Raw genomic sequence first — 23,261 nt, forward strand, 5'->3', positions numbered from 1 at the left:
ACTGGCGCACATTATATAGTGCCTATTCTGATTGCGCAAGCCGAAGCTTGCTTTATTTGGTGCCGAGAGCGGGACTTGAACCCGCACGTCCGAAGACACTACCCCCTCAAGATAGCGTGTCTACCAATTTCACCACCTCGGCTTGTAAAGCTTAGTTTCCTACCGGGATGTCGTTTACGTCATCTTGCTTGGCAGGTGCCTGTTCATTAAGGGCTGGAACAGTTTGGAAGAAATCAACACCGTCATCTGGCTTGCTTTGTTTTGCCGTTAAGTTACCCAATACGATACTTAATACGAAAAACAACACCGCAAGTACAGTAGTGCTTTTTGTTAAAAAGTTACCTGTACCACTGGAACCAAAAACTGTACCTGATGCACCGGCACCAAAGGCTGCGCCCATGCTGGCACCTTTACCGTGTTGAATAAGCACTAAACCTATCAGCGCTAAGGCAACCAGTAAGTAACAAACTACAAAAATCTCGTACATAATTATTCCTTTGCGTTTGCCTTGATACTTAGGCAAATTTGAGCAAATTCTTCAGGCTTTAAGCTAGCACCGCCAACTAAAGCCCCATCTATGTCTGGCTGTGTAAATAATGCAGCGCAATTCTCTGCATTTACACTACCACCATATAAAATTCTTACCTGCTGAGCTGCATCTTTATCGTAAGATGCCAGCGTGTTCCGGATAAAAGCATGCGTTTGCTGTGCCTGTTCCGGTGTCGCTGACTCGCCCGTACCTATTGCCCAAATGGGCTCATAAGCAATTACCGATTTCAGCAGCAATTTGGGGTGCGAAGCATACACCGCAGCCAATTGTTTCGCAATAACCTGTTGCGTTTTTTCTTGCTGCCGCTCAGTTAAACTTTCACCAATGCACAACACAGGTGTTAATCCCGCAGCAATGGCAGCCTTTACTTTAGCGGCAATCAATTCATCACTTTCAAATTGATACTGCCTACGCTCAGAGTGTCCTACCAGAGCGTAACTTGCGCCCGCTTCTTTTAACAAAGCGGCGCTTAATTGCCCGGTGTAAGCTCCAGATACTTCAGCACTAATGTCCTGAGCTCCCAACGCCAGCGTTGCTGTTTGCGGAAATAGCGGCAATAAGGTCGCAGGCGGACAAATTAATACTTCGGCATCAACCTGTATTTTTGCCAACGCACCACTAACAGAGTCAATCAACGCCTTAGCGCCATTCATTTTCCAATTAGCGGCAATCAGGGCTTTACGTGACATTAGGCTTTATCCTTTGCTAAAACGTGGTGATAGTACCCAAGCTTGTTGCTTAGAACAAGCTTTTCGGGCGCTATCTGAGTTAGTTGCACATTTTTTAGCTTACCTTAGCTGGCAATTTTCACTGCAGCTGCGATTTTCTCAGCATAAGCACGTACCAAGGCTTCATCTTCACCTTCAACCATCACCCGAATTAAAGGTTCGGTACCGGATTTGCGAATTAGCACCCGCCCTGTGCCAGCCAACGCTTGCTCAACTTCAGCAATGCTTTGCTTAACGTTCTGCTTTTCTAACGGCGCAGTACCTTTAGCAAACTTCACATTAACCAACACCTGCGGTAACTTGCGCATGTCGGCACACAGCTCTGCCAGACTTTTACTACTCGACAGCATCGCATTGAGCACTTGTAATGAGGCAATAATACCATCACCAGTACAGGTATAATCTAAGTTAAGCACATGCCCTGAATTCTCACCGCCAATCCGCCAGTTATTTTCACGTAGTAATTCCATCACATAGCGATCACCCACTGCACTGCGGGCAAAAGGTATATCTAACCGTACCAGTGCCAGCTCTAACCCCATATTGCTCATCAGGGTTCCTACTACGCCGCCTTGCAAAGTGCCCGCCTCTTTCGCTGCACGGGCAATGATGTAAACAATTTCATCACCATCTAACACCCGACCTTGCTGGTCAACCATCATTACGCGATCGCCATCACCGTCGTACGCAATACCTAAATCAGCCCCTTGAGCGATCACAGTTTGCTGCAATAAATCGGTGTGAGTAGCACCACATTGATCATTGATGTTTAAGCCGTCTGGTTCGCAACCAATGGCGATAACCTTGGCACCTAATTCTTTAAAAACTGCTGGCGCAATATGGTAGGTGGCGCCATGGGCACAATCTATGACAATTTTTAACCCATTTAACGATAAATGGTTCTTTAAATGACTTTTGCAAAATTCGATATAACGTCCGGCTGCATCGTTAATGCGTACCGCTTTACCTAAGTTTTCTGATGACTCACAAATCATCGGCTGCTCTAGCTCGTGCTCGATGGCCAGCTCGATATCATCCGGTAATTTGGTGCCGTCAGCCGAGAAAAACTTAATGCCGTTATCATAATAAGGATTATGTGATGCACTAATTACAATACCGGCTTCAGCCCGAAAAGTACGGGTTAAATAGGCCACAGCAGGGGTAGGCATAGGCCCAAGCAAGCGCACATCGATACCAGCAGCGATAAGCCCTGCCTCTAACGCTGTTTCTAACAAGTAACCTGAAATACGGGTATCTTTACCAATAAGCACTTTACGTGTGCCCCGCTGCGACAATACCCGCCCGGCAGCCCAACCTAGCTTCATGGCAAACTCAGGTGTTATCGGAAAATCACCAACACGACCACGTACACCATCTGTACCAAAATACTTTCTACTCATTTACTACACTCCAAAACGGGCGGCAGCGGCAACACGTACCGCCTGTACTGTTTCTTTTACATCATGTACCCGGATAATTTGAGCGCCAGCATAAGCTGCCAGCGTAGCACAGGCAAGACTGCCAGATAGCCGCTCTGTTACCGGAACATCTAATAATTGACCTATCATCGATTTACGTGACATCCCTGCTAACACCGGATAACCGCTGGCTACAAACTGCGTTAAGGCCGCTAATAGTTGGTAATTGTGCGCTAAGGTTTTACCAAAACCAAATCCTGGGTCTAAAATAATTTGTGATGCAGCAATACCTGCTTGCTGACATTGCTTTGCTTTATCCAACAAAAATTGGTAAACCTCTTGCACTACATCGTTGTATTGTGGCGCATGCTGCATAGTGCGAGGCGCGCCCTGCATATGCATAATACATACTGGCACCCCAAGGCCGGCAGCAACAGTAAGCGCATCAGGTTCCTGCAAGGCTCTAACATCATTAATAATATCGGCACCCGCCTGAACCGCGGCTGACATAACAGCCGCTTTGCTGGTATCAATAGAAATAACGCAATCAAAACGCTGGCGAATAGCGGTAATGAGCGGCACTACCCGTTGTAGTTCTTCGCTCAAACTTACTGCCGCCGCGCCAGGACGAGTCGACTCACCACCAATATCAATTATAGTAGCGCCATCTTGCAGCATTTGCTCTGCACTATATAACGCCTGATCTAAAAGGTGATGCTTGCCACCATCGGAAAATGAATCCGGTGTTACATTTAAAATGCCCATCACCTGAGGGCGGCGTAAATCTAGCAGGCGCTGCCGGGGTAACTGTAATTGCATAGGGTTTCCTATTGACTATACTCTACTTGGTCATTTTGCAGCGGTATTAACTGCAAAGACAATTGCTCCTGGCTAAAATAGTAAAACCCCGGACTGGCCGGGGTTTTGATTATATCAGCTAATAAGCGCTTAGTTTAAACTGCATTACCTTCAGAAGGTTTATCCGTTGCCGTAGTGGCTGGCTTTTCAGCTTTAGTCGTATCGTCACCATCGTCTTTTGAACCCTTGTCACGAGGCTCCCAGTTTTCTGGCTGACTAACCGGCTTACGCTCCATTAACTCTTTGATCTGACGTGAATCAATGGTTTCATACAGCATCAACGCATCTTTCATCGCATGCAGAATGTCCATGTTGTCAGTAAGCATCTGCTGCGCACGAGCATAGTTACGATCGATGATGGCTTTAATTTCACTATCAATAATCGCCGCTGTCTCATCAGACATATTCTTGGCCTTACCCATACTACGGCCTAAAAATACTTCGCCCTCTTCCTCTGCATAAAGCAGTGGACCTAATTTGTCTGAGAAGCCCCACTGCGTCACCATATTGCGGGCAATAGAGGTAGCATACTTAATATCTTGTGAGGCACCTGTTGATACCGCTTCAGTGCCGTAAATCATTTCTTCCGCTAAACGACCACCATAAGCTACTGAGATTTTACTCTCTAACTTACGGCGACTAACACTTATCGCGTCTTGTTCCGGTAAGAAGAACGTAACACCTAAAGCGCGACCTCGCGGAATAATAGTAACCTTGTGCACAGGATCATGCTCTGGTACTAAGCAGCCAACGATGGCATGGCCTGCTTCATGATACGCCGTCATCTCTTTTTCAGCGTCGGTCATTACCATAGAGCGGCGCTCAGCACCCATCATAATTTTGTCTTTAGCACGCTCAAATTCTTCCATGCTAACCACACGACGGTTACCACGGGCAGCAAATAACGCGGCTTCGTTTACCAGGTTAGCTAAGTCGGCACCTGAGAAACCTGGGGTACCACGAGCAATAACACTGGCTTTAACATCATCCGCCATCGGTACTTTGCGCATATGTACTTTTAAAATCTGCTCACGGCCACGCACATCAGGCAAACCAACAACGACCTGACGGTCAAAACGACCTGGGCGTAGCAAGGCAGCATCCAATACATCTGGGCGGTTAGTGGCAGCAATAATGATGATACCTTCGTTACCATCAAAACCGTCCATTTCAACCAGCATTTGGTTTAAGGTTTGCTCACGCTCATCATGACCACCACCTAAACCGGCACCACGCTGCCGGCCGACCGCATCAATTTCATCGATAAAGATGATACAAGGCGCCGCCTTTTTCGCCTGTTCGAACATGTCACGCACCCGTGAGGCACCGACACCAACAAACATTTCGACAAAATCTGAACCAGAAATCGTGAAGAATGGCACCTTAGCTTCACCCGCTATGGCTTTTGCCAGCAAGGTTTTACCCGTACCCGGTGGGCCAACCATTAAGATACCTTTGGGGATCTTACCGCCCAATTTTTGAAAGCGTGCAGGTTCTTTCAGGTAATCCACCAGCTCAGACACTTCTTCTTTAGCTTCGTCACAACCGGCAACATCGGCAAAAGTGGTTTTAATTTGATCTTCGCCCATCAAACGGGCTTTGCTCTTACCAAAAGACATGGCACCTTTACCGCCACCGCCTTGCATCTGGCGCATAAAGAAAATCCAGACGCCAATCAATAACAGCATAGGGAACCAAGAAATAAAGATGGTGGCTAACCAGCTAGTTTCTTCTGGTTTAGCACCCAGTACGCGAACGTCGTTGTGATACAGATCTTTCAATAAGTCAGGATCATTTACCGGCAACACGGTTTCAAAACGCTCACCGCTGCGCTTCACACCGGTAATAACGCCGCTGCGCTCAATCTTAACTTCGCGGATCAGCCCCTGGTTTATCTCTTTGACAAACTGGGTGTAGCTGGTCTGGCGATCGGTGTTTTCACTGGGGCCAAAGCTGTTAAATACCGACATCAGTACTACTGCGATGACTAACCAGACAATCAGATTTTTTGCCATGTCGCTCAAGGTGATAACCTCATCTTTACTCTAGAAATCATTAATTACGGCTTACTGTACTAAAATTTGAAGCCGGTAGCCACGATATATGTCTCGCGCGAACGGGCGCGTGACGAATCTGGCTTGCGAATTTTAACCGTGTTAAACGCGGTCCTAACCTCTTTCAGGTACTGCTCAAAGCCATCGCCCTGAAATACTTTGACCACAAAACTGCCATTTTGCTTCAACACTTTGTGGCACATTTCTAAAGCCAGTTCCACCAGATACATAGAACGTGCCTGATCGGTGGTATCATTGCCACTCATGTTGGGCGCCATATCCGATAATACCACATCTACGTTCTTACCGCCGATCCGGCTCAGTAATGCCTCTAAAACGGCATCTTCCCGAAAGTCGCCCTGTAAAAAGGCCACGCCAGCCAGCGGGTCCATAGGTAATATATCACAAGCAACCACAGTCCCCTGCTGACCAACCACACCAGCAACATATTGCGACCAACTGCCGGGGGCAGAGCCTAAGTCTACGACATTCATACCCGGCTTCAGCAACTTATCCTGTTGCTGAATTTCCTCTAATTTAAAAGAGGCTCTGGAGCGTAGCCCTAATTTTTGGGCCTTCTGTACAAATTGATCATCAAAATGCTCTTTTAACCAACGGGTTGAGCTGGCCGAGCGTTTTTTCTTCGTCATGTTACTACTCTTAAATAGTCTTATGCCTTAGATGGCGCTACAATAGGCATAATTCAAGCTTTTATCGGACATTTTAACCTTATGAGTTTAACCAATAAACAAAAACAATTCTTAAAAAGCAAAGCCCATGATTTAAAACCTGTTATTTTATTGGGTGGCAATGGCCTAACTGAAGGCGTAGTGGCGGAAATTGAGAACGCGCTAAACCATCATGAATTAATTAAAATTAAAGTACCAGGTGAAGATCGCGAGCAAAAAGTGCTGATTATGGATGCCATTATTCGTGAAACTAAAGCGGAGAAGGTTCAGGTAATTGGGAAAATTTTAGTGTTATTTCGCCAAACCCAAGACAAAAAAATTCAGTTACCGCGCGGCTAAGACGCTACAAAAAAACCTGCATCCGCTAGTGCCTGCTTGGCACTTTGCTCATCAGCGGCCAGCTGGCTAACTAAATACGCTGGTTTATCAGCCAGCGTAGCCTTTGCAAATTGCCACATTACCAGCGCATTGTCGGCACATATTGTTTCTACATGGCGTAAATTATGCTGATAACACCAGGTAGTATTATCAACTAACAGGTCAAACACCTCGGCCGGGCTCACTTGCCAGGCTCTAACATCCAACACTACTGCCCAAGGCTGTGCCACTATAGGTGTGACTAACGCGCGAAACTCTTTAACGTACGCCTGTGCTGTCGCAAGTGTCCAAAAACCATCTGCCACTACCCACAAAACCTTATCCTGAAGATTAAGCTGAAATGCCTTTTTTGCTTTCATTAATTTCCCCTTCAGTTGTTATACCTTTACCGGCAAGGCTATAAAGCATGGCCAACTTTGTGATAGTCTCTGCCCGACTTATACCACTACCGCTTCTTATGCAATTACGAGATTATCAACAACAGGCTGTTGACGCTACTATCCAATTTTTTCAAAAAAATACCGCAACCGCTGTTGTGGTGTTACCCACTGGTGCCGGTAAAAGCCTGGTGATTGCCGAATTAGCCCGCCAGGCTCGCGGCCGTGTTTTAGTATTAACCCATGTAAAAGAATTAGTTGCGCAAAATGCTGAAAAAGTGGCGGCGCTGACTGATAGAGCAAGTATTTTTGCTGCAGGTTTGCAGCAAAAAGACAGCAGCGCTAAAACCGTCGTTGCCAGTGTGCAATCAGCAGCAAACAATTTAACGGCTTTCACAGCCCCCTTTTCGTTACTGATTATCGACGAATGCCACCGAGTCAGTAACGATGCCAACAGCCAATATCAGCAATTATTCCAGCACTTACGCCAACTTAACCCCAGCCTAAAAGTGCTTGGGCTTACCGCCACGCCCTATCGGCTGGGTAGCGGCTGGATTTATCGTCAGCACTATCATGGCCGGATAGGGAATACCAATAACCCGGTTTTTGAGCACTGTATCTTTGAATTGCCGCTACGGCCACTCATTAAAAAAGGTTATCTTACCCCACCCAGGCTGTATGACGGCTTAACCGCACAGTACGATTTTAGCCAGCTTAGCCCAACCACAAATGGCGACTACGCGGAAAAAGAGGTTAATAGCTTACTTGGTAAAATGGGCCGCGCTACCCGCTTAATCATCCAGCAATTAATCGGCTTAGCGCAACAACGCAAGGGCATTATTATTTTCGCTGCCACGGTAAAGCACGCCGAGGAAGTAATGCAGTTATTGAGCTCTGAGTCGGCCGCACTGCTTACAGCCAATACGCCGGATCAAGAACGTGATGAACTTATCAGGCGTTTTAAAGCACAACAGCTGAAATTTTTGGTGAATGTTTCGGTGCTGACCACAGGCTTTGACGCTCCACATGTTGATTTAATTGCTATTTTACGCCCTACCGCCTCGGTGAGTTTGTTTCAGCAAATGGTGGGGCGCGGTTTACGCTTAGCGCCGGGTAAAACAGAATGCCTGATTATTGATTACGCCGCCAATGGTTACGATTTATACTTCCCAGAAATAGGCCAGCCTAAACCAAACAGCAAAGCCGTACCGGTACAGGTACCCTGCCCGCTCTGTGGCTTTGCTAATATTTTTTGGGGATTAACGGACAGCGATGGCGACATCATCGAACATTACGGCCGGCGCTGTCAGGGTTTACAGGCTGATCAGCACAGCCAATGCGACTTTCGTTTTCGTAGCCGCAGTTGCCCAGATTGCGGCGCAGAAAACGATATTGCCGCACGCAGCTGCCATAATTGCCAATCGGTATTGGTTGATCCAGACAAGCGCTTACGCGAAGTACTAAACCAGCAACATCATCATTTATTTCGCTGCCAGAGCATGCAACTGAGCGATGACAATGGCGACGTGAAAGTCAGCTATTACGATATTGACGGCAACCCCTTTTATCGCTGGTTTAAAGTGCAAACCCCGCAACAGTGCCGTGCTTTGTATGCGGCTTTTATTAAACCCCATAGCAAAGCCCCAGGCATACCGATACCGCCATTTAATAACGCCAGCGAGCTGGTAGCCTTAGCCGCATATTTTCGCCCGCCAGAGCTCATTTTGTTAAAAAAGCAAAAGCAGGGCTGGCAACACCTAGAAAGCTTTTTTGATTACCAGGGCCGTTACCAACATTTTACCGGCTAAGTACCTGCCTCCTTATCTGCCAGTCTACCCCGTTGTAGCCGAAGGAGAGCGACGCTGCAAGCGCTGAAACATAGCGCTTAATAACACTAGACTTAACCCAAGGCCAATAAAGGATGCCGCACGCAATAGCCCTTGCAGCTCATTTAAATCAAATACAAAGACCTTAACCACCACCAGGCTTAACAGCACAAAACCGCTTTTACGCAGCACCTGCCAATGCCTAAGCTCCGCAACCACGATAAGCAATACAGCCAGCAATAACAGCACCAGGGAGTAGCTATAATGCTCTGCATTGCTGGTTGCCAGGCTTAAACTAATTTGCCCTCCTTGCCAAAAGTGCCGCACGCTACTCAGTAAATACAAGCAGGCAAAACCTGCAGCAATATAGTAAGCCAATGGCCGATAGGAATTCGGCTGAGGCAACCTGGCCAAAGCAAAGCAACAAAGTGCAGGTATTGCCCAAAGTAATAGCAGCCAGTTTAATAACGGCCAGCTTCCCAGCAGCTGAGCGGAGAAATACGGATTGTAATAAAGATTTAGCACCAGCTGCGCCAGAGCTGCCAGTAATATTAAGCTTAATGCCCCGGCCCGATACAGCTGCTGCAGCGAGCCTGCTAAATAACTACGCCACTGATAAACCCAGGCTAATAGCAACCAATTGGCACTATGCAGAACCAAGCTGTAAAAATCTAGCTGGCCAAAGTTTAACGTTCTGTCGTTCAACCAGTACTGGCTTTGTACCGTAATAAACACGGCCAGTAGTTGCAAGCAGGCACCTTCTAACCACTTTTGCAGATCAGTGCCGCGCCACAGCCAGGTTGCGCCCATAAAACAGCCCAACACCAACGGATACACCAGCAAAGACCAATGCATGCCCAGCAGCGTAATGCCTTCATAACTCCCCAATAATGGTGCTGTCGTCAGTCGTAATAACACCAGAGCCACCAGCGCCTTAATAAACCAATGCGGTAGTGGAAAGCGTTGCTTTATACTGAGCAGTGTTAGCATAACCAGCTGCAGCGCAAATGCCACCGTTAACGCCGCTGCCGACAGGTATAAGGTAAAGCACCAGCTCAATGCCAGGTTAGCGCCAGCAGAGTGAATAAAGGCCTGGGTAGCTAATGCCGCACGTTTTGCCAACAATGCCTGAATAATCACCAACACAGCGGCGTAAAACATCCAGGCTTTTTGCAGCAGTATGTGTTGTGCTGTGGGTACAAGCTGATAAGTCAGTGCCAATAACAGTAAAGGGGCAATCGCTAAAAAAGCGGCCCAATGCACCCGCTGCGGCAACGTAAATACCACAAAAATAGCGGGCACAGTTAATAACAACCAGAGCATTTGCCACTGCAAGGCCACGCCACCAAATAAGCGAGTTGCGTCTGGCACAGTCGAGGTATTGATAGCTGCCCAGGCTAGTACCATGGCAGCGGCAGTCCACAGCCAACCTTCTGAGCGACCATCCGTTAAGGCCGCCACATATAATAGTGTGAGCAGGGCTAAGCAGGCATAAAAATGAACCGGACTGGCAAACTGTAACTGTATAAGCAAAGCCAAACACAGTAACCCCAAACCCAAAAGATGTTCACGCAGCGGTGGCCACCATAAACGCATGGGTACAGCCGTAAGCTGCCAGCGTAACCGATAATTCAGGCGAGGTAACCAGACCAAAGCAACGAAGCTTGCTAATACGGCCAACCACAGCAAAAGGGCGTCTGTTGCTCGCATATTGACGATAACCAACAATAACCAACCGCAATGCGCTACAACCGGTAAAAACCATAACCAATAACGCTGTACCCGCCGCTCTACCAGCACCGATGATGTGGTAATAAGCGCTAAATAGAGCAATAAGGCCCACAGATTATTACTGTCTGTATTCACTAACAGCGGCACAGCATAGGCGCCAATAATACCAATAACGGCCAAAATAGGCCCCTGACGCAAGGAGAACCAGGACGCTGTTACCGCCACCAGCGCTAACAAGCTAAAGGTGAGCGGCGCACTAATTAACTGATACATTTGCTGCGCCATCAACAGCGCGGCATAGAGGGTAATAAAACCCGCACTGGCCAGAGCCGCCGGAATGTAGTTTTCCAACTGCTGACCCAATAGTTTTTTCTGATGCAACCACTCGCTGGCAGCCAAAAGGCCCAGCCCTAATAGTACGCCGCTGGCAATTCTAAGTACCGGCGAAAACCAACCCGCGTCTAACGAGTGTTTCACCAAAAAGATACCACCAAACGCCAGCGCTAATGCCCCCAACCACACCATGCCGCGATCGATCAATTGCCGTTCCAGCCAGCTTAACCAGCCCAGTTGCTCACTAGCGCGTGCCGTGTTGTTATGCTTAGCATTAGCCGAGGTAACCTTATGCTCAGCGCTACTCTGGTTTGCTATCGCCGCTGCAATGGCTGCAGCTCTGGCCTCTTTAGGCGCCTGCAAAATGCTGTATTCTGCAGGCGATAACACCGTTGTAGCAGTAAGGTTATTCGTAGTAGCAAGGGCTACTGACTCAGCATCTGATAATGTACTCGGGGTATGACTAGAGTCACTTTTAAAGGTAGCGGCAAGATCTGCCGCAGCAGAGGTGATTGTATTTTTATCACTAGTGGTTGCCAAACCCTGTAATTGTTTAAGTTGTTGTTGCAACTGCAGTAATTGTGCTCGCAAGCCGCTGATTTGTGAAATAGCGATCAAGCCACAAAGCGCTCCAACTAACACAGCCAACAGCAATAACACTGCTAAAAACTCAAACATGGCGATCCTTCCCAAGGTTTTTATCGCAGCATAAAGCAGTTTTATAGAATTGCAAACAGAGGTTACTTCGACATTTAGATTAATTATGCAAGCAAATAGACTGTTATTGTAAACAAGATGGCAAGACAGCCGTAAAGAATCTTACAGTCCCAAACAATACGTTATCTCTATTTTCTTTTAAATTTTAGGTGAGGGTCACTTGCAGCTTTTTGCCGTTTCCTTTAATGTAGCCACGCTAATCAGGCGGGTGTAGTTCAGTGGTAGAATGCCAGCTTCCCAAGCTCGAGATACGGGTTCGATTCCCGTCACCCGCTCCAATCTATGTAGTTTCCCCCGCTATTTTACGCTTAACTTTTGCTCAAAATTTGTTACACTGTTTGCACTATTTACTATTTATCAACATTTACTATGCAAACCTTGTTTGAGTTTTATCACGACCAAGTGTTTTATCAGCTCAAAGCCAATAACTTGGGTAAAGAAATGTTATTTCGCAACGGCGAATTGGTGTCGCAAGGGCGGGCGTTTTTTAGCACCAGCAATGATCACCGTTTTTTATGCCCTAAGCATGGGCCTATGCGGCTGTACTTTAAAGTCTCGTTAAAAAATGCCGATGTCAGTTACCGGTTGGAAGCAGGAAGTACGCTGCTTTGTGAAGGAATAACGGCAGCTAAACCACCAAAATGGCTAAGCAAGTTAGAGCAAAAGCTATCGCCTGAGGCAGAGCCTGTCCAAACCGCGTCCCCTGCACAGCAGGATACCGAAATGCTAAATCAGCCGCAGCTTTCACAGCAAGCACCCTATACGGCGGCCGCTTCGGCCCCCTCCCCGTTAAAACAATGGTTTAAACCTTTATTGGTACTGGGTGTGATCGCCTTAAAACTGTCGAAAAGCGCTGGTGCCATTAAAGCCGCGCTGGCAGGCACCGCCTTGGCAGGTTGGGCCTGGTTATTTAACCTGGAGTTTGCTATCAGCTTAATTGCCGCCATTCTGATCCACGAATATGGCCATGTCTATGCCATGAAACGCGCTGGCCTTAAAGTGAAAGGCGTTTACTTATTGCCTTTTATTGGCGGCGTCGCAGTCAGTGAGTGCGCTACCAGCCGCTGGCAGGATTTTAAAATAGCCATAGCTGGCCCAGCCTTTGGTACTTTAGGGGCTATTATTGCCTATCTACTGTGGTTGGAAACCCAGCATTCCGCACTGGCGCTATTTGCCGCCATAAGCTTGCTACTAAACCTGTTTAATTTACTGCCGATGGTGCCACTAGACGGTGGCAGGGTAATGCAAGCAGCGGCTTTTAGCCGCAAAGGCAAAGCGGCTAAAACGGCATTGTTGTTGGTAACGGGTAGCCTGACTTTTGCCGCCTGGTATTTTGGTTTTTATCTGTTAATGCTGTTTGGCATTTTAGGCACTTTTGATCTGCTCTCTGACAGTGAAGAGCGGGATAAAGATATCGCCCCAATGACCGATACCGGTATATTAGTTACCCTGTTAAGCTACATTGGTTTAATGGCCATTTTGCTTTGGTTGTCAGTCATTATGGCCGACAGCGGTATTCCCGGTACTAACCTGCCACTTATTTTTATCTCCAGTTAAAGCCCCACCTAGGCGCGCTGCTAAAGTCCTCGAATTCGAGGGCTTTAGCCTGCAAAACGCGGCAAGCTTAACCCCATCGAATTCGATGGGGTTAAAAGTAATATACTGTTTCTATTGGCAATACTTAAGAAGTCACGTCAAGTACTTTCACTTGCAAAACGTTGTTACTTTAATCCCGTTGAAATCGACGGGATTAACAGGAATACGCATTTATTAACTGCGATTTCTTAGACACCATTTTATTTTCAAAAAAATGAGAATTTTTGTCACACTAAGGCCAGCTGCGGCGACTTGGTAAGGTAACCCATACTTAACTAAGGATATCGCCATGCAAAACACCACTCAACACACCCATAATACCCAAGTAAACAATCAACCCGCTAAAGCAAAACCAGGGTTTTGGACCTATTTCGCCATTATTATGACTATTATCGGCGGCGTCATAGTTCCCCAATTGAAAGCCGCTGAAGTGGCAGCGGTGCCCAGTTTTCAGGTAACGGTAATTGGCGAGGGTAAACCGGTATTACTTATTCCAGGCTTAATGTCGGATAGCCGCATTTGGCAAGACACCGTAAAAAGCTTAAAAAGTGATTACCAATTACACCTGATTAGCCTGGCAGGCTTTGCCGGCACGCCAGCTATAGCAGGCGAGTTCTTACCCCAAGTACAGCACGATTTATTAGCCTATATCGAACAGCAGCAACTGGTTAAACCGGCAGTAATAGGCCATAGCCTGGGCGCCTTTTTGGCCTTTGCGCTAGCAAGTAGCGCACCGGAACAAATTGGCACCGTGGTAGCAGTAGATGGCTTACCCTATATTGCGCCTATTTTTAGCCGCAACCCCGCTACTCAGGTTACCGATATGCAAGCACAAGCCTCGCAAATTAAAGGCTACTATCAAAATATGACTGTCGAACAGTTAACTGCCGGCGCAAAGCAGGGCTTGTTTATTCAGGCTCGGTCAGCAGCACATCAACAGCTGGTGTTAGAGATGGCCAGCACGTCCGACAGCCGCACTGTTGGTCAGGCCATGTATGAGTTACTTACCACCGATTTACGGCCAAAAGTAAGTGCTATCCAAAGTAAAGTATGGCTGCTGGGTGCCAGTGGTGCGCTACCAGAAGCACAACAAGCACAGGCCACCGCTATTTATCAGCAGCAACTTGCCACTATTGCTAACGCGACTTTACTGATGAATACTAACAGTCGCCATTTTATGATGCTGGATGAGCCTGAGTGGTTTATTGCCCAGCTCCGTTTGGCCTTACAGGAGTAAACTCAGCATGCCAAACGCCAACCTTAGCGCACCACTTACTATGCCACTGCCCCTAGAACAGCAATTGCAGCCCGACGTTACCGCGGCTATTGCTGGCGATATGCAAGCCTTTGGCCGCTTGATCCGCCGCTGCCAAAATAGTGTTAGCAGCATTGCGCTGGCCATTGTGAAAGACTTAGATGCCAGCGAAGAGGTTTGCCAGCAGGTCTTTATTGCCGCCTGGCAGCAACTTAGTAGCCTGCAAAACCCGGCCAGCTTTCTGCCCTGGGTACGACAAATTACCCGTTATCGCGCCTATAGCTATCTGCGTGAACAACGGGATGCAAAAACCGAGCGCGGTGCTGACGCTGAAGCCTTGCTGGAGACTTTTGCCAGCGACAGCAACCCGCCCGACGAATTACTGCGCAGCGAGCAGGCTACGCTGATCCGTAACCTGTTGGATGAGCTGCCGCCGGAGAGCCGGGAAATCGTCCTGCTGTTTTACCGTGAAGAACAAAACAGTAATCAGGTCGCTAGTTTATTAGGGTTGACTGAAGCGAATGTACGGAAAAAACTGCAGCGGGTCAGGGAATTGCTCAAAGAACAGCTATTAGCCAGATACGGCAAGCTGATTTTAAGTACTGCGCCGGGTGTGGGCCTTAGCAGTGCAGTGCTTAGCGCCTTACTGATCGGTAGCCCATCCGCCGCTGCCGCGACTGCCAGTGCCATGGCAGCACATAGCAGCGGACTGGCAAAATTCGGCTGGTTATTGAGTGGGGCGCTACTTGGCGCGCTCGGCGGCATGCTCGGTGTAGTGCTGGGGATGCGCGGCCCGCTGAAAAATGCGACCAGTGATAACGAGCGCAGTCGCTTATTGCGTTATCGCAATCAGGCTTTGGTTTGGGTTGGCCTCTCAGGCTTACTACTCGCTGCAGCATACGAATTTACCGCAGGTGCGATAGCTCCACTAATGGCCTTTGGCCTTTTTATGGCGGGCGTGACTTATCTGCAAGTTAGGGTATGGCAAACGATCAAACCGCGCTTGTTGGCAAAAGCCGCACAGAGTGCAGAAACAAAACGGCAGTATCGAAATAATCTGTTCTGGTGTTGGTTTGGTATGCTCGGTGGTGCGACTGCCGGCTTTGCCGGCTTGATTGCTGGCCTGATCAAAAATGGCCGCTGGTTTTTGGGCTAGTGTTCCCTCCTGGCTATATACAGCCTGGTGTTTTTCGGTCTGCTACACACTTCTATAGTTTGCTACTAACCACGTGCGCTCTCTACTAAAGCTTGGTTTATTGAAATTGTTAAACCAAGCTGTTCATTTGCGCCCAAAATAGATGATTTAATTTCATCGTTTCATGAAAAAACATCATTTTTACTCATCGAAAATTCGGCGTATAACTACATCACAACCCAAATAGACGTCTAGATGTTTATTTTTTCTTGCGCAGTAGCCATCTTGACAAGTAATGGTTTGCCCCTTCGCACAAAGTCAAACCTGATTATTGCGACTGCAACATGGCAATCAAATAACAATTGGAAATCTCGATGATGAAAAACAATGACTTCACTTTTACCGTTAAACGTATTCGCTTTGATGAACACTACCAACCCGCGGACAGCACCCGCCTGACCACTAATTTCGCGAACCTGGCACGCGGTGAGCGGCGCCAGCAGAATTTGCACAATGCCTTAACCATGATTAACAACCGATTTAATGCCTTAGCTAATTGGGATAATCCTAAAGGTGATCGCTATAGCCTTGAGCTGGACATTATCTCGGTGGATGTTGATGTTGCTGGCAATGGTGCAAGCTTCCCCTCTATTGAAGTGTTACAAACGCATATTGTTGATAACGCTACTGGGCAACGCTTTGAGGGTATTGTTGGTAATAACTTTTCGTCCTACGTGCGGGACTATGATTTTAGCGTCTTACTGCCCGAACATAACAAACAGCAAGCAGGATTCAGTATTCCAGATAATTTTGGCGAGCTGCACGGCAAATTGTTTCAGTCCTTTGTGAGCTCAGCTACCTACAAAGCGCACTTTAAAAAACCACCGGTAATTTGTTTAAGTGTGTCTGATAACAAAATCTATTACCGCACCGAAAACCGCCATCCGGTGCTAGGGGTGGAATACCAACCGAATGAAGCTTCGCTAACCGAGCAATATTTTAAAAAGATGGGCCTGGCGGTGCGCTATTTTATGCCGGCCAACAGTACCGCCCCTTTGGCATTTTACTTTTTTGGTGATCTGCTAAACGACTATAACAATCTGGAGCTGATTAGCACCATCAGCACCATGGAGACCTTTCAGAAGATTTACCGGCCAGAGATCTACAATGCCAATGTGGTTGCCGGTCACTGCTATCAGCCGAATTTACACAATACCGATCATTCCGTGACGCAAATTGTCTATGACCGGGAAGAGCGCAGCAGGCTGGCCAAAGCCCAGGGTAAATTTGCAGAAGAGCATTTTATTAAGCCCTATCAAGCCGTGTTAGCACAGTGGTCGGCTAAGGTTACACAGTCAGCCTAAGTGTTTAATTTTTTCTAATAACCCGGATAACTGAATTTATGAAACAGACTTTATTACCAACCTCAACCGCTGGCAGCTTACCCAAACCAAGCTGGCTAGCTGAGCCAGAGACCCTGTGGTCAGCCTGGAAGCTACAAGACGAGGAACTCAAAAGCGGCAAGCAGGACGCGCTGCGGCTGGCACTACAAGAACAACAGCACTGCGGTATTGATATTGTGAGCGATGGCGAGCAAAGCCGCCAACACTTTGTCACCACCTTTATTGAGCATTTAAATGGCGTCGATTTTATCCATCGTAAAACGGTGAGAATTCGTGATCGTTATGATGCCAGTGTACCGACGGTGGTTGGCCCAGTCTCGCGGCAAAAACCGGTATTTGTTGATGACGCGAAATTTTTGCGTAAGCAGACCAAGCAGCCAATAAAATGGGCCTTGCCAGGGCCAATGACCATGATCGATACGCTGTATGATGATTACTATAAAAGCCGAGAACAACTGGCCTGGGAATTTGCCATTATCCTAAACCAGGAAGCGAAAGAGTTAGAGGCTGCAGGTGTGAATATTATTCAATTTGATGAGCCGGCTTTTAATGTGTTCTTTGATGAGGTTAACGACTGGGGTATTAAGTGCTTAGAGCGCGCCATCGAAGGGCTGAAATGCGAAACCGCTGTGCATATTTGTTATGGCTATGGTATTAAAGCCAATACCGAGTGGAAAAAAACCTTAGGTAGCGAGTGGCGGCAATACGAAGCAATCTTCCCCAAATTACAACAGTCTAATATCGATATTATTTCCTTAGAGTGCCATAACTCACGAGTGCCCATTGAACTACTTGGACTATTGCGCGGTAAAAAAGTGATGGTCGGAGCTATTGATGTAGCAACCGATACCATTGAGACGCCAGAAGAAGTAGCAGCTACGCTTAGAGAAGCGCTGCAATATGTGGATGCCGATAAGCTTTATCCCTGCACTAATTGTGGTATGGCACCGTTATCCCGTAAGGTTGCTACTGGTAAGCTTAATGCCTTGGCAGCAGGTGCAGCTATTGTGCGCAGTGAATTACAGGGCAAAAACTAAAGCCATTGCCTTTCAACATACAGAGTGGCGGGCTGCGTCCCTGCTTATCGAAAGCCATTAGGTATAAACTTGCCGCAAGATTAAAAAAGGTTGCTTGGACATAAAAAAACGCCGACGAGCTGTCGGCGTTTTTAGGTAACTGCAACAACGTTCAGTTACTTATACTGCACTGCCGTGATCTCAAACTCTACCACGCCTTTTGGTGTAGTAATGTTGACAACGTCATCGGCTTCTTTACCAATTAAGCCACGCGCTATCGGTGAGTTAACCGAAATCAGGTTATTTTTAATATCGGCTTCATCGTCACCCACAATACGGTAAGTCACTTCTTCTTCTGTATCCAGATTAAGAATGGTTACCGTAGCACCAAAAATCACTTTACCGTTATTCGGCAGTTTAGTGATATCGATGATCTGGGCATTGGATAATTTGCCTTCAATATCCTGAATACGCCCTTCAATAAACCCCTGCTGCTCGCGAGCGGCATGGTATTCGGCGTTTTCTTTTAAGTCACCATGCGCACGCGCTTCAGCGATGGCTTGGATCACCGCTGGGCGTTTCACACTTTTTAACTCATTCAATTCAAGGCGCAGCGCTTCTGCGCCCTGAACGGTCATTGGGATTAAACTCATCCGTTAACTCTCTTATGCAATTCCTGTACTGAATTCACGTTAACAAAAGCACTGGCTGCATTGGCTTTTACCGTAGCAAAAGCGGCATTTAAGGTAGTGGTATAATTGACCTTATGTTGCAAGGCACTGCGGCGCAACATTTTAGAGTCTTCAATGGCTTGCCGCCCTTCGGTGGTGTTTACAATATAACTGTATTCACCATTTTTGATGCGGTCTAGCATATTAGGACGGCCTTCAAATACTTTGTTCACCACCCGGCATTCAATACCGGCGGCTTTTAAGGCTGCTGCGGTACCGCCACTGGCGTCTAACTCAAAACCTGTTTCCACCATGCGTTTCGCTAACTCAACAACGCGCACTTTATCGCTGTCACGTACAGAAAGCAAGGCACGGCCACCGGTAGGAATTAAAATGCCACAACCCAGTTCTGCTTTAGCAAAGGCTTCTTCAAAGGTATCACCCACGCCCATCACTTCACCGGTTGAACGCATTTCTGGGCCGAGGATCGGATCCACGCCAGGGAACTTGTTAAACGGGATCACCACTTCTTTTACTGAGAAGTACGGCGGGATAATTTCTTTGGTAATACCCTGGTCCGCTAGCGAGCGACCCGCCATACAGCGCGCGCCCACTTTCGCTACAGCAACACCGGTGGCTTTTGATACAAAAGGCACGGTACGGGCAGCGCGCGGGTTCACTTCAATCAGGTACACTTCGCCATCTTTTACCGCAAACTGGGTATTCATTAAGCCAACAACGCCCAGCTCTAGTGCCAGTTTTTTCACCTGATCGCGCATTACATCTTGGATCTGCTGCGACAAGCTATGCGGTGGCAAGGTACAGGCAGAATCACCCGAGTGGACACCCGCCTGCTCAATGTGTTCCATAATGCCGCCGATCACGACTTCTTTGCCATCACAGATCGCATCGATATCGACTTCAATAGCGTCATCTAAGAAGTTGTCCAGCAATACTGGTGAATCGTTTGACACACTTACCGCTTCGTTCATATAACGACGTAAATCTTGCTCGTCGTAAACGATTTCCATGGCCCGGCCACCCAATACATAAGACGGGCGTACCACCATCGGGTAACCAATTTCTGGCGCTTTGGCAATGGCTTCATCAAAGCTGGTTACGGTAACGTTTTTCGGCTGCTTTAAGCCTAAACGGGTAACTGCTTGTTGGAAACGCTCACGATCTTCAGCGCGGTCAATGGCATCTGGCGAGGTACCAATAATTGGCACGCCGTTCGCTTCTAAGGCACGGGCTAATTTTAATGGCGTTTGACCACCGTATTGTACGATAACGCCTTTTGGCTGCTCTTTACGTACAATTTCCAGCACGTCTTCTAGCGTAATCGGCTCGAAATACAAACGGTCGGAGGTGTCGTAATCAGTTGAAACGGTCTCTGGGTTACAATTAACCATAATGGTTTCATAACCATCTTCTCGCAGAGCTAAAGCCGCATGCACACAACAATAGTCGAACTCGATACCCTGACCAATGCGGTTCGGGCCGCCACCGATAATCATAATCTTATCGCGGTTAGTCGGTGCCGCTTCGCATTCTTCATCGTAGGTGCTGTACATATAGGCGGTGTTGGAAGCAAACTCAGCAGCACAGGTATCTACCCGCTTATATACCGGGTGAATATTGTAGCTGTAGCGCTTTTTACGTACTTCAGTTTCACTTACACCCAGTACATCGGCGATACGGGCATCGGCAAAACCTTTACGCTTTAAGCGGGCAATGCGTGCTTCATCCAGTGCAGCAAAGCCATCAACGCTTAATGCTTGTTCTTCTTTGACCAGATCTTCAATTTGCACCAGGAACCAAGGATCAACCTTAGTCAGCTTGAAAATATCGTCCATGCTCATGCCAAAGCGGAAGGCATCGGCGATATACCAAATACGGTGTGCGCCTGGCTCGCGCAGCTCACGAATCAGCTTTTCTTTGGTTTCTGGCGCTTTGATGTCAAGGATAGGGTCTAAACCCGATACGCCAATTTCTAAACCACGTAAGGCCTTTTGCAAAGATTCTTGCTGGTTACGACCAATGGCCATCACCTCACCCACCGATTTCATCTGGGTGGTTAAGCGATCATTAGCACCAGCAAATTTTTCAAAGTTAAAGCGTGGCACCTTGGTAACCACGTAATCGATGCTTGGCTCGAATGACGCAGGCGTCACACCGCCCGTAATATCGTTGGCTAACTCGTCAAGCGTGTAACCTACGGCCAATTTGGCAGCGACCTTGGCAATCGGGAAACCCGTTGCTTTCGAGGCCAGCGCGGATGAGCGTGATACCCGCGGGTTCATCTCGATAATGACCATACGGCCATCTTCTGGGTTAATACCAAACTGCACGTTTGAACCACCCGTCTCAACCCCAATTTCGCGCAGTACGGCCAAAGAGGCGTTACGCATAATCTGGTATTCTTTGTCGGTCAGGGTTTGCGCCGGTGCTACGGTGATTGAGTCGCCGGTATGTACGCCCATAGGATCAAAGTTTTCAATGGCACAGACGATAATACAGTTATCGTTTTTGTCGCGTACCACTTCCATTTCATACTCTTTCCAACCAATTAACGATTCGTCAATTAATAGCTCTTTGGTTGGCGACAGATCTAAACCACGGGTACAGATCTCTTCAAATTCTTCGCGGTTATACGCAATACCACCGCCCGAGCCACCCATAGTAAACGACGGACGAATAATACAAGGGAAGCCAATGCTTTCTAAAACCTGATAGGCTTCTTCCATCGAGTGGGCTAAGCCCGCGCGTGGACAGGCTAAACCAATGGAACGCATGGCTTTATCAAAGCGGCTGCGATCTTCAGCTTTATCAATGGCATCGGCGGTCGCACCAATCATTTCTACATTGTACTTTGCCAAGACACCATGGCGTTCCAGCTCTAGCGCACAGTTCAGTGCTGTCTGGCCACCCATAGTCGGTAGCACAGCGCACGGGCGCTCTTTTTCAATAATCTTTTCTACGACCTGCCAGTGAATTGGCTCGATATAGGTAGCATCGGCCATTTCTGGATCGGTCATAATGGTCGCTGGATTAGAGTTCACCAGAATAACCCGGTAGCCTTCTTCTTTTAAGGCTTTACAGGCTTGGGCGCCTGAGTAGTCAAATTCACAGGCTTGGCCGATAACGATGGGGCCAGCGCCCAGGATCAGAATACTTTTTAGGTCGGTACGTTTTGGCATTGCAGTAAATCTCCGTAATTCAGTCTTTGCGTCCGCTTAAGCTCAGGCTTTGGCTTGTTGCATTAATCCGATAAAGTGGTCAAACAGCTCAGAGGCTTCGTGCGGGCCAGGGCTCGCTTCCGGGTGGCCTTGAAAACTGAATGCCGGTTTATCAGTACGGTGGATCCCTTGCAGGGTGCCGTCGAATAACGATTTATGAGTTGCACGTAAATTAGCCGGTAAGCTCGCTTCTTCTACCGCAAAACCATGGTTTTGCGCAGTGATAAGTACGCGTTTGGTATCAAGGTTTTGCACCGGGTGGTTACCACCGTGATGGCCTAACGCCATTTTTACGGTTTTAGCGCCACTGGCTAGCGCCAATAATTGGTGACCTAAACAAATACCGAAGATAGGAATATCGGTTTCTAAAAAGGCTTTAATGGCTTCGATAGCATAGGTACAAGGAGCTGGATCGCCAGGGCCATTGGATAAGAAAATACCATCTGGATTTAGCGCTAATACTTCGGCAGCCGACGTTTGCGCGGGCACTACCGTGAGTTTGCAGCCGCGGTCGGCTAACATGCGTAAGATATTACGCTTTACACCGAAATCGTAAGCAACAACGTGAAACTGCGCTGCAGGCGCGGCTTTATGTCCTTCGCCTAACTGCCAGCTACCTTCTGTCCACTGATAGGCTTCAGTTACCGTGACTTCCTTGGCTAAATCCATACCTGACAGTCCTGGGAAGCCTTTGGCTAATTCTAGCGCTTTTGCTTCGTCCAGGTTGTCACCCGCTATTAGGCAGCCATTTTGGGCGCCTTTTTCACGAAGAATACGGGTTAATTTGCGGGTATCGATATCGGCGATGCCGAGAATATTGTTGTTTTTTAAATATTGACTAAGGGAGAGTTGATTACGGAAATTGCTGGCTAATAGCGGGAGGTCACGGATAATTAGGCCTTTCGCCCAAATCTTGCCGGATTCCTCATCTTCCTCATTGGTCCCGGTGTTACCAATATGAGGATAGGTAAGTGTTACAATTTGTTCTGCATAAGAGGGATCAGTTAATATTTCCTGATACCCGGTCATTGAGGTATTAAATACTACCTCACCTACAGAAACTCCCTCGGCGCCAATGGCTGTACCGCGAAATACGGTGCCGTCTTCCAGTACGAGCAGGGCGGACTTAGTCAAAATAACCTCCAAACAGCAAAAAACGGGTGAAAACCTGACGCGTTTTACGACCCGTTTTGACCTAAAATTCTGATACCCGTATTTACCGCGCACCTGCAGTTCCCGAGTTTTCAAGCAAAAACTCAGGAAATTTACAGCGTACGGGCAAACCTG

General features: G+C 47.6%; 18 protein-coding genes and 2 tRNA genes. 8 read left to right on the top strand and 12 right to left on the bottom strand.

Features of this window, described 5'->3' with window-relative positions; translation table 11 throughout:
• Nucleotides 1-57: 57 nt before the first annotated feature.
• The 7 genes from IE163_RS13525 to rlmE all read right to left on the bottom strand — a co-directional run bounded on the left by IE163_RS13525 (nucleotide 58) and on the right by rlmE (nucleotide 6,258).
• Nucleotides 58-142: transfer RNA gene (locus tag IE163_RS13525), tRNA-Leu, on the bottom strand.
• A 9-nt stretch (nucleotides 143-151) separates the two neighbouring features.
• Nucleotides 152-487, bottom strand: a complete 336-nt coding sequence (gene secG / locus IE163_RS13530) for a preprotein translocase subunit SecG (protein ID WP_189433514.1) — start codon at nucleotides 485-487, stop codon at nucleotides 152-154.
• A 2-nt stretch (nucleotides 488-489) separates the two neighbouring features.
• Nucleotides 490-1,239, bottom strand: coding sequence for a triose-phosphate isomerase (gene tpiA, locus IE163_RS13535; protein WP_189433515.1), 750 nt, complete (start codon nucleotides 1,237-1,239; stop codon nucleotides 490-492).
• Nucleotides 1,240-1,343: 104 nt separating this feature from the next.
• A complete protein-coding gene (gene glmM, locus IE163_RS13540; protein WP_189433516.1) occupies nucleotides 1,344-2,678 on the bottom strand; it encodes a phosphoglucosamine mutase in 1,335 nt (444 codons plus the stop codon).
• A gap of 3 nt (nucleotides 2,679-2,681) precedes the next feature.
• Complete coding sequence (gene folP, locus IE163_RS13545) at nucleotides 2,682-3,515, bottom strand: dihydropteroate synthase (protein WP_189433517.1); 834 nt, start codon at nucleotides 3,513-3,515, stop codon at nucleotides 2,682-2,684.
• Between the two features lie 134 nt (nucleotides 3,516-3,649).
• Nucleotides 3,650-5,578: an ATP-dependent zinc metalloprotease FtsH gene (gene ftsH / locus IE163_RS13550; RefSeq protein WP_308430902.1), complete on the bottom strand. Its 1,929-nt coding sequence runs from the start codon at nucleotides 5,576-5,578 to the stop codon at nucleotides 3,650-3,652.
• A gap of 50 nt (nucleotides 5,579-5,628) precedes the next feature.
• Nucleotides 5,629-6,258 carry a 23S rRNA (uridine(2552)-2'-O)-methyltransferase RlmE gene (gene rlmE / locus IE163_RS13555; RefSeq protein ID WP_189433519.1) on the bottom strand — a complete coding sequence of 210 codons (630 nt, stop codon included), beginning with the start codon at nucleotides 6,256-6,258 and terminating at the stop codon, nucleotides 5,629-5,631.
• A gap of 81 nt (nucleotides 6,259-6,339) precedes the next feature.
• On the opposite strand from rlmE, the gene yhbY reads away from it, so the two are divergent.
• Nucleotides 6,340-6,636, top strand: coding sequence for a ribosome assembly RNA-binding protein YhbY (gene yhbY, locus IE163_RS13560; protein WP_189433520.1), 297 nt, complete (start codon nucleotides 6,340-6,342; stop codon nucleotides 6,634-6,636).
• On the opposite strand, the gene IE163_RS13565 is transcribed toward yhbY, so the two are convergent.
• Nucleotides 6,633-7,034 carry a hypothetical protein gene (locus IE163_RS13565; protein ID WP_189433521.1) on the bottom strand — a complete coding sequence of 134 codons (402 nt, stop codon included), beginning with the start codon at nucleotides 7,032-7,034 and terminating at the stop codon, nucleotides 6,633-6,635. The genes yhbY and IE163_RS13565 overlap by 4 nt on opposite strands.
• Before the next feature lie 98 nt (nucleotides 7,035-7,132).
• Between IE163_RS13565 and radD the strand changes: the two genes are divergently transcribed.
• Nucleotides 7,133-8,860: a DNA repair helicase RadD gene (radD, locus tag IE163_RS13570; RefSeq protein WP_189433610.1), complete on the top strand. Its 1,728-nt coding sequence runs from the start codon at nucleotides 7,133-7,135 to the stop codon at nucleotides 8,858-8,860.
• A 24-nt stretch (nucleotides 8,861-8,884) separates the two neighbouring features.
• Here the strand turns inward: radD and IE163_RS13575 are convergent, their stop codons facing one another.
• Nucleotides 8,885-11,620: a DUF2339 domain-containing protein gene (locus IE163_RS13575; RefSeq protein ID WP_189433522.1), complete on the bottom strand. Its 2,736-nt coding sequence runs from the start codon at nucleotides 11,618-11,620 to the stop codon at nucleotides 8,885-8,887.
• Nucleotides 11,621-11,863: 243 nt separating this feature from the next.
• Here IE163_RS13575 and IE163_RS13580 point away from each other — a divergent pair.
• The 6 genes from IE163_RS13580 to IE163_RS13605 all read left to right on the top strand — a co-directional run bounded on the left by IE163_RS13580 (nucleotide 11,864) and on the right by IE163_RS13605 (nucleotide 18,085).
• Nucleotides 11,864-11,937, top strand: a tRNA-Gly gene (locus tag IE163_RS13580).
• A 91-nt stretch (nucleotides 11,938-12,028) separates the two neighbouring features.
• Nucleotides 12,029-13,216: a metalloprotease gene (locus IE163_RS13585; protein WP_189433523.1), complete on the top strand. Its 1,188-nt coding sequence runs from the start codon at nucleotides 12,029-12,031 to the stop codon at nucleotides 13,214-13,216.
• A 328-nt stretch (nucleotides 13,217-13,544) separates the two neighbouring features.
• Nucleotides 13,545-14,492, top strand: a complete 948-nt coding sequence (locus IE163_RS13590; protein ID WP_189433524.1) for an alpha/beta fold hydrolase — start codon at nucleotides 13,545-13,547, stop codon at nucleotides 14,490-14,492.
• 7 nt (nucleotides 14,493-14,499) lie between these two features.
• Nucleotides 14,500-15,666, top strand: a complete 1,167-nt coding sequence (locus IE163_RS13595; RefSeq protein ID WP_229833573.1) for an RNA polymerase sigma factor — start codon at nucleotides 14,500-14,502, stop codon at nucleotides 15,664-15,666.
• Between the two features lie 356 nt (nucleotides 15,667-16,022).
• Nucleotides 16,023-17,009 (top strand): DUF1852 domain-containing protein, encoded by a 987-nt coding sequence (locus IE163_RS13600; protein WP_189433612.1) that lies wholly within the window; start codon nucleotides 16,023-16,025, stop codon nucleotides 17,007-17,009.
• Nucleotides 17,010-17,047: 38 nt separating this feature from the next.
• Nucleotides 17,048-18,085 carry a methionine synthase gene (locus IE163_RS13605; RefSeq protein ID WP_189433525.1) on the top strand — a complete coding sequence of 346 codons (1,038 nt, stop codon included), beginning with the start codon at nucleotides 17,048-17,050 and terminating at the stop codon, nucleotides 18,083-18,085.
• Nucleotides 18,086-18,240: 155 nt separating this feature from the next.
• On the opposite strand, the gene greA is transcribed toward IE163_RS13605, so the two are convergent.
• From greA to carA, 3 genes are read right to left on the bottom strand one after another with little or no spacing between them, the layout of a single operon-like run.
• Nucleotides 18,241-18,717 carry a transcription elongation factor GreA gene (gene greA / locus IE163_RS13610; protein ID WP_189433526.1) on the bottom strand — a complete coding sequence of 159 codons (477 nt, stop codon included), beginning with the start codon at nucleotides 18,715-18,717 and terminating at the stop codon, nucleotides 18,241-18,243.
• Nucleotides 18,714-21,935, bottom strand: a complete 3,222-nt coding sequence (carB, locus tag IE163_RS13615) for a carbamoyl-phosphate synthase large subunit (RefSeq protein ID WP_189433527.1) — start codon at nucleotides 21,933-21,935, stop codon at nucleotides 18,714-18,716. Before carB ends, greA begins: the two co-directional genes overlap by 4 nt.
• Before the next feature lie 42 nt (nucleotides 21,936-21,977).
• The gene (gene carA / locus IE163_RS13620; protein WP_189433528.1) at nucleotides 21,978-23,108 is read right to left on the bottom strand and encodes a glutamine-hydrolyzing carbamoyl-phosphate synthase small subunit; all 1,131 of its coding nucleotides are present in this window, start codon (nucleotides 23,106-23,108) and stop codon (nucleotides 21,978-21,980) included.
• Nucleotides 23,109-23,261 lie beyond the last annotated feature (153 nt).

This window comes from Alishewanella longhuensis (genome assembly GCF_014653435.1).
GTDB lineage: Bacteria > Pseudomonadota > Gammaproteobacteria > Enterobacterales > Alteromonadaceae > Alishewanella > Alishewanella longhuensis.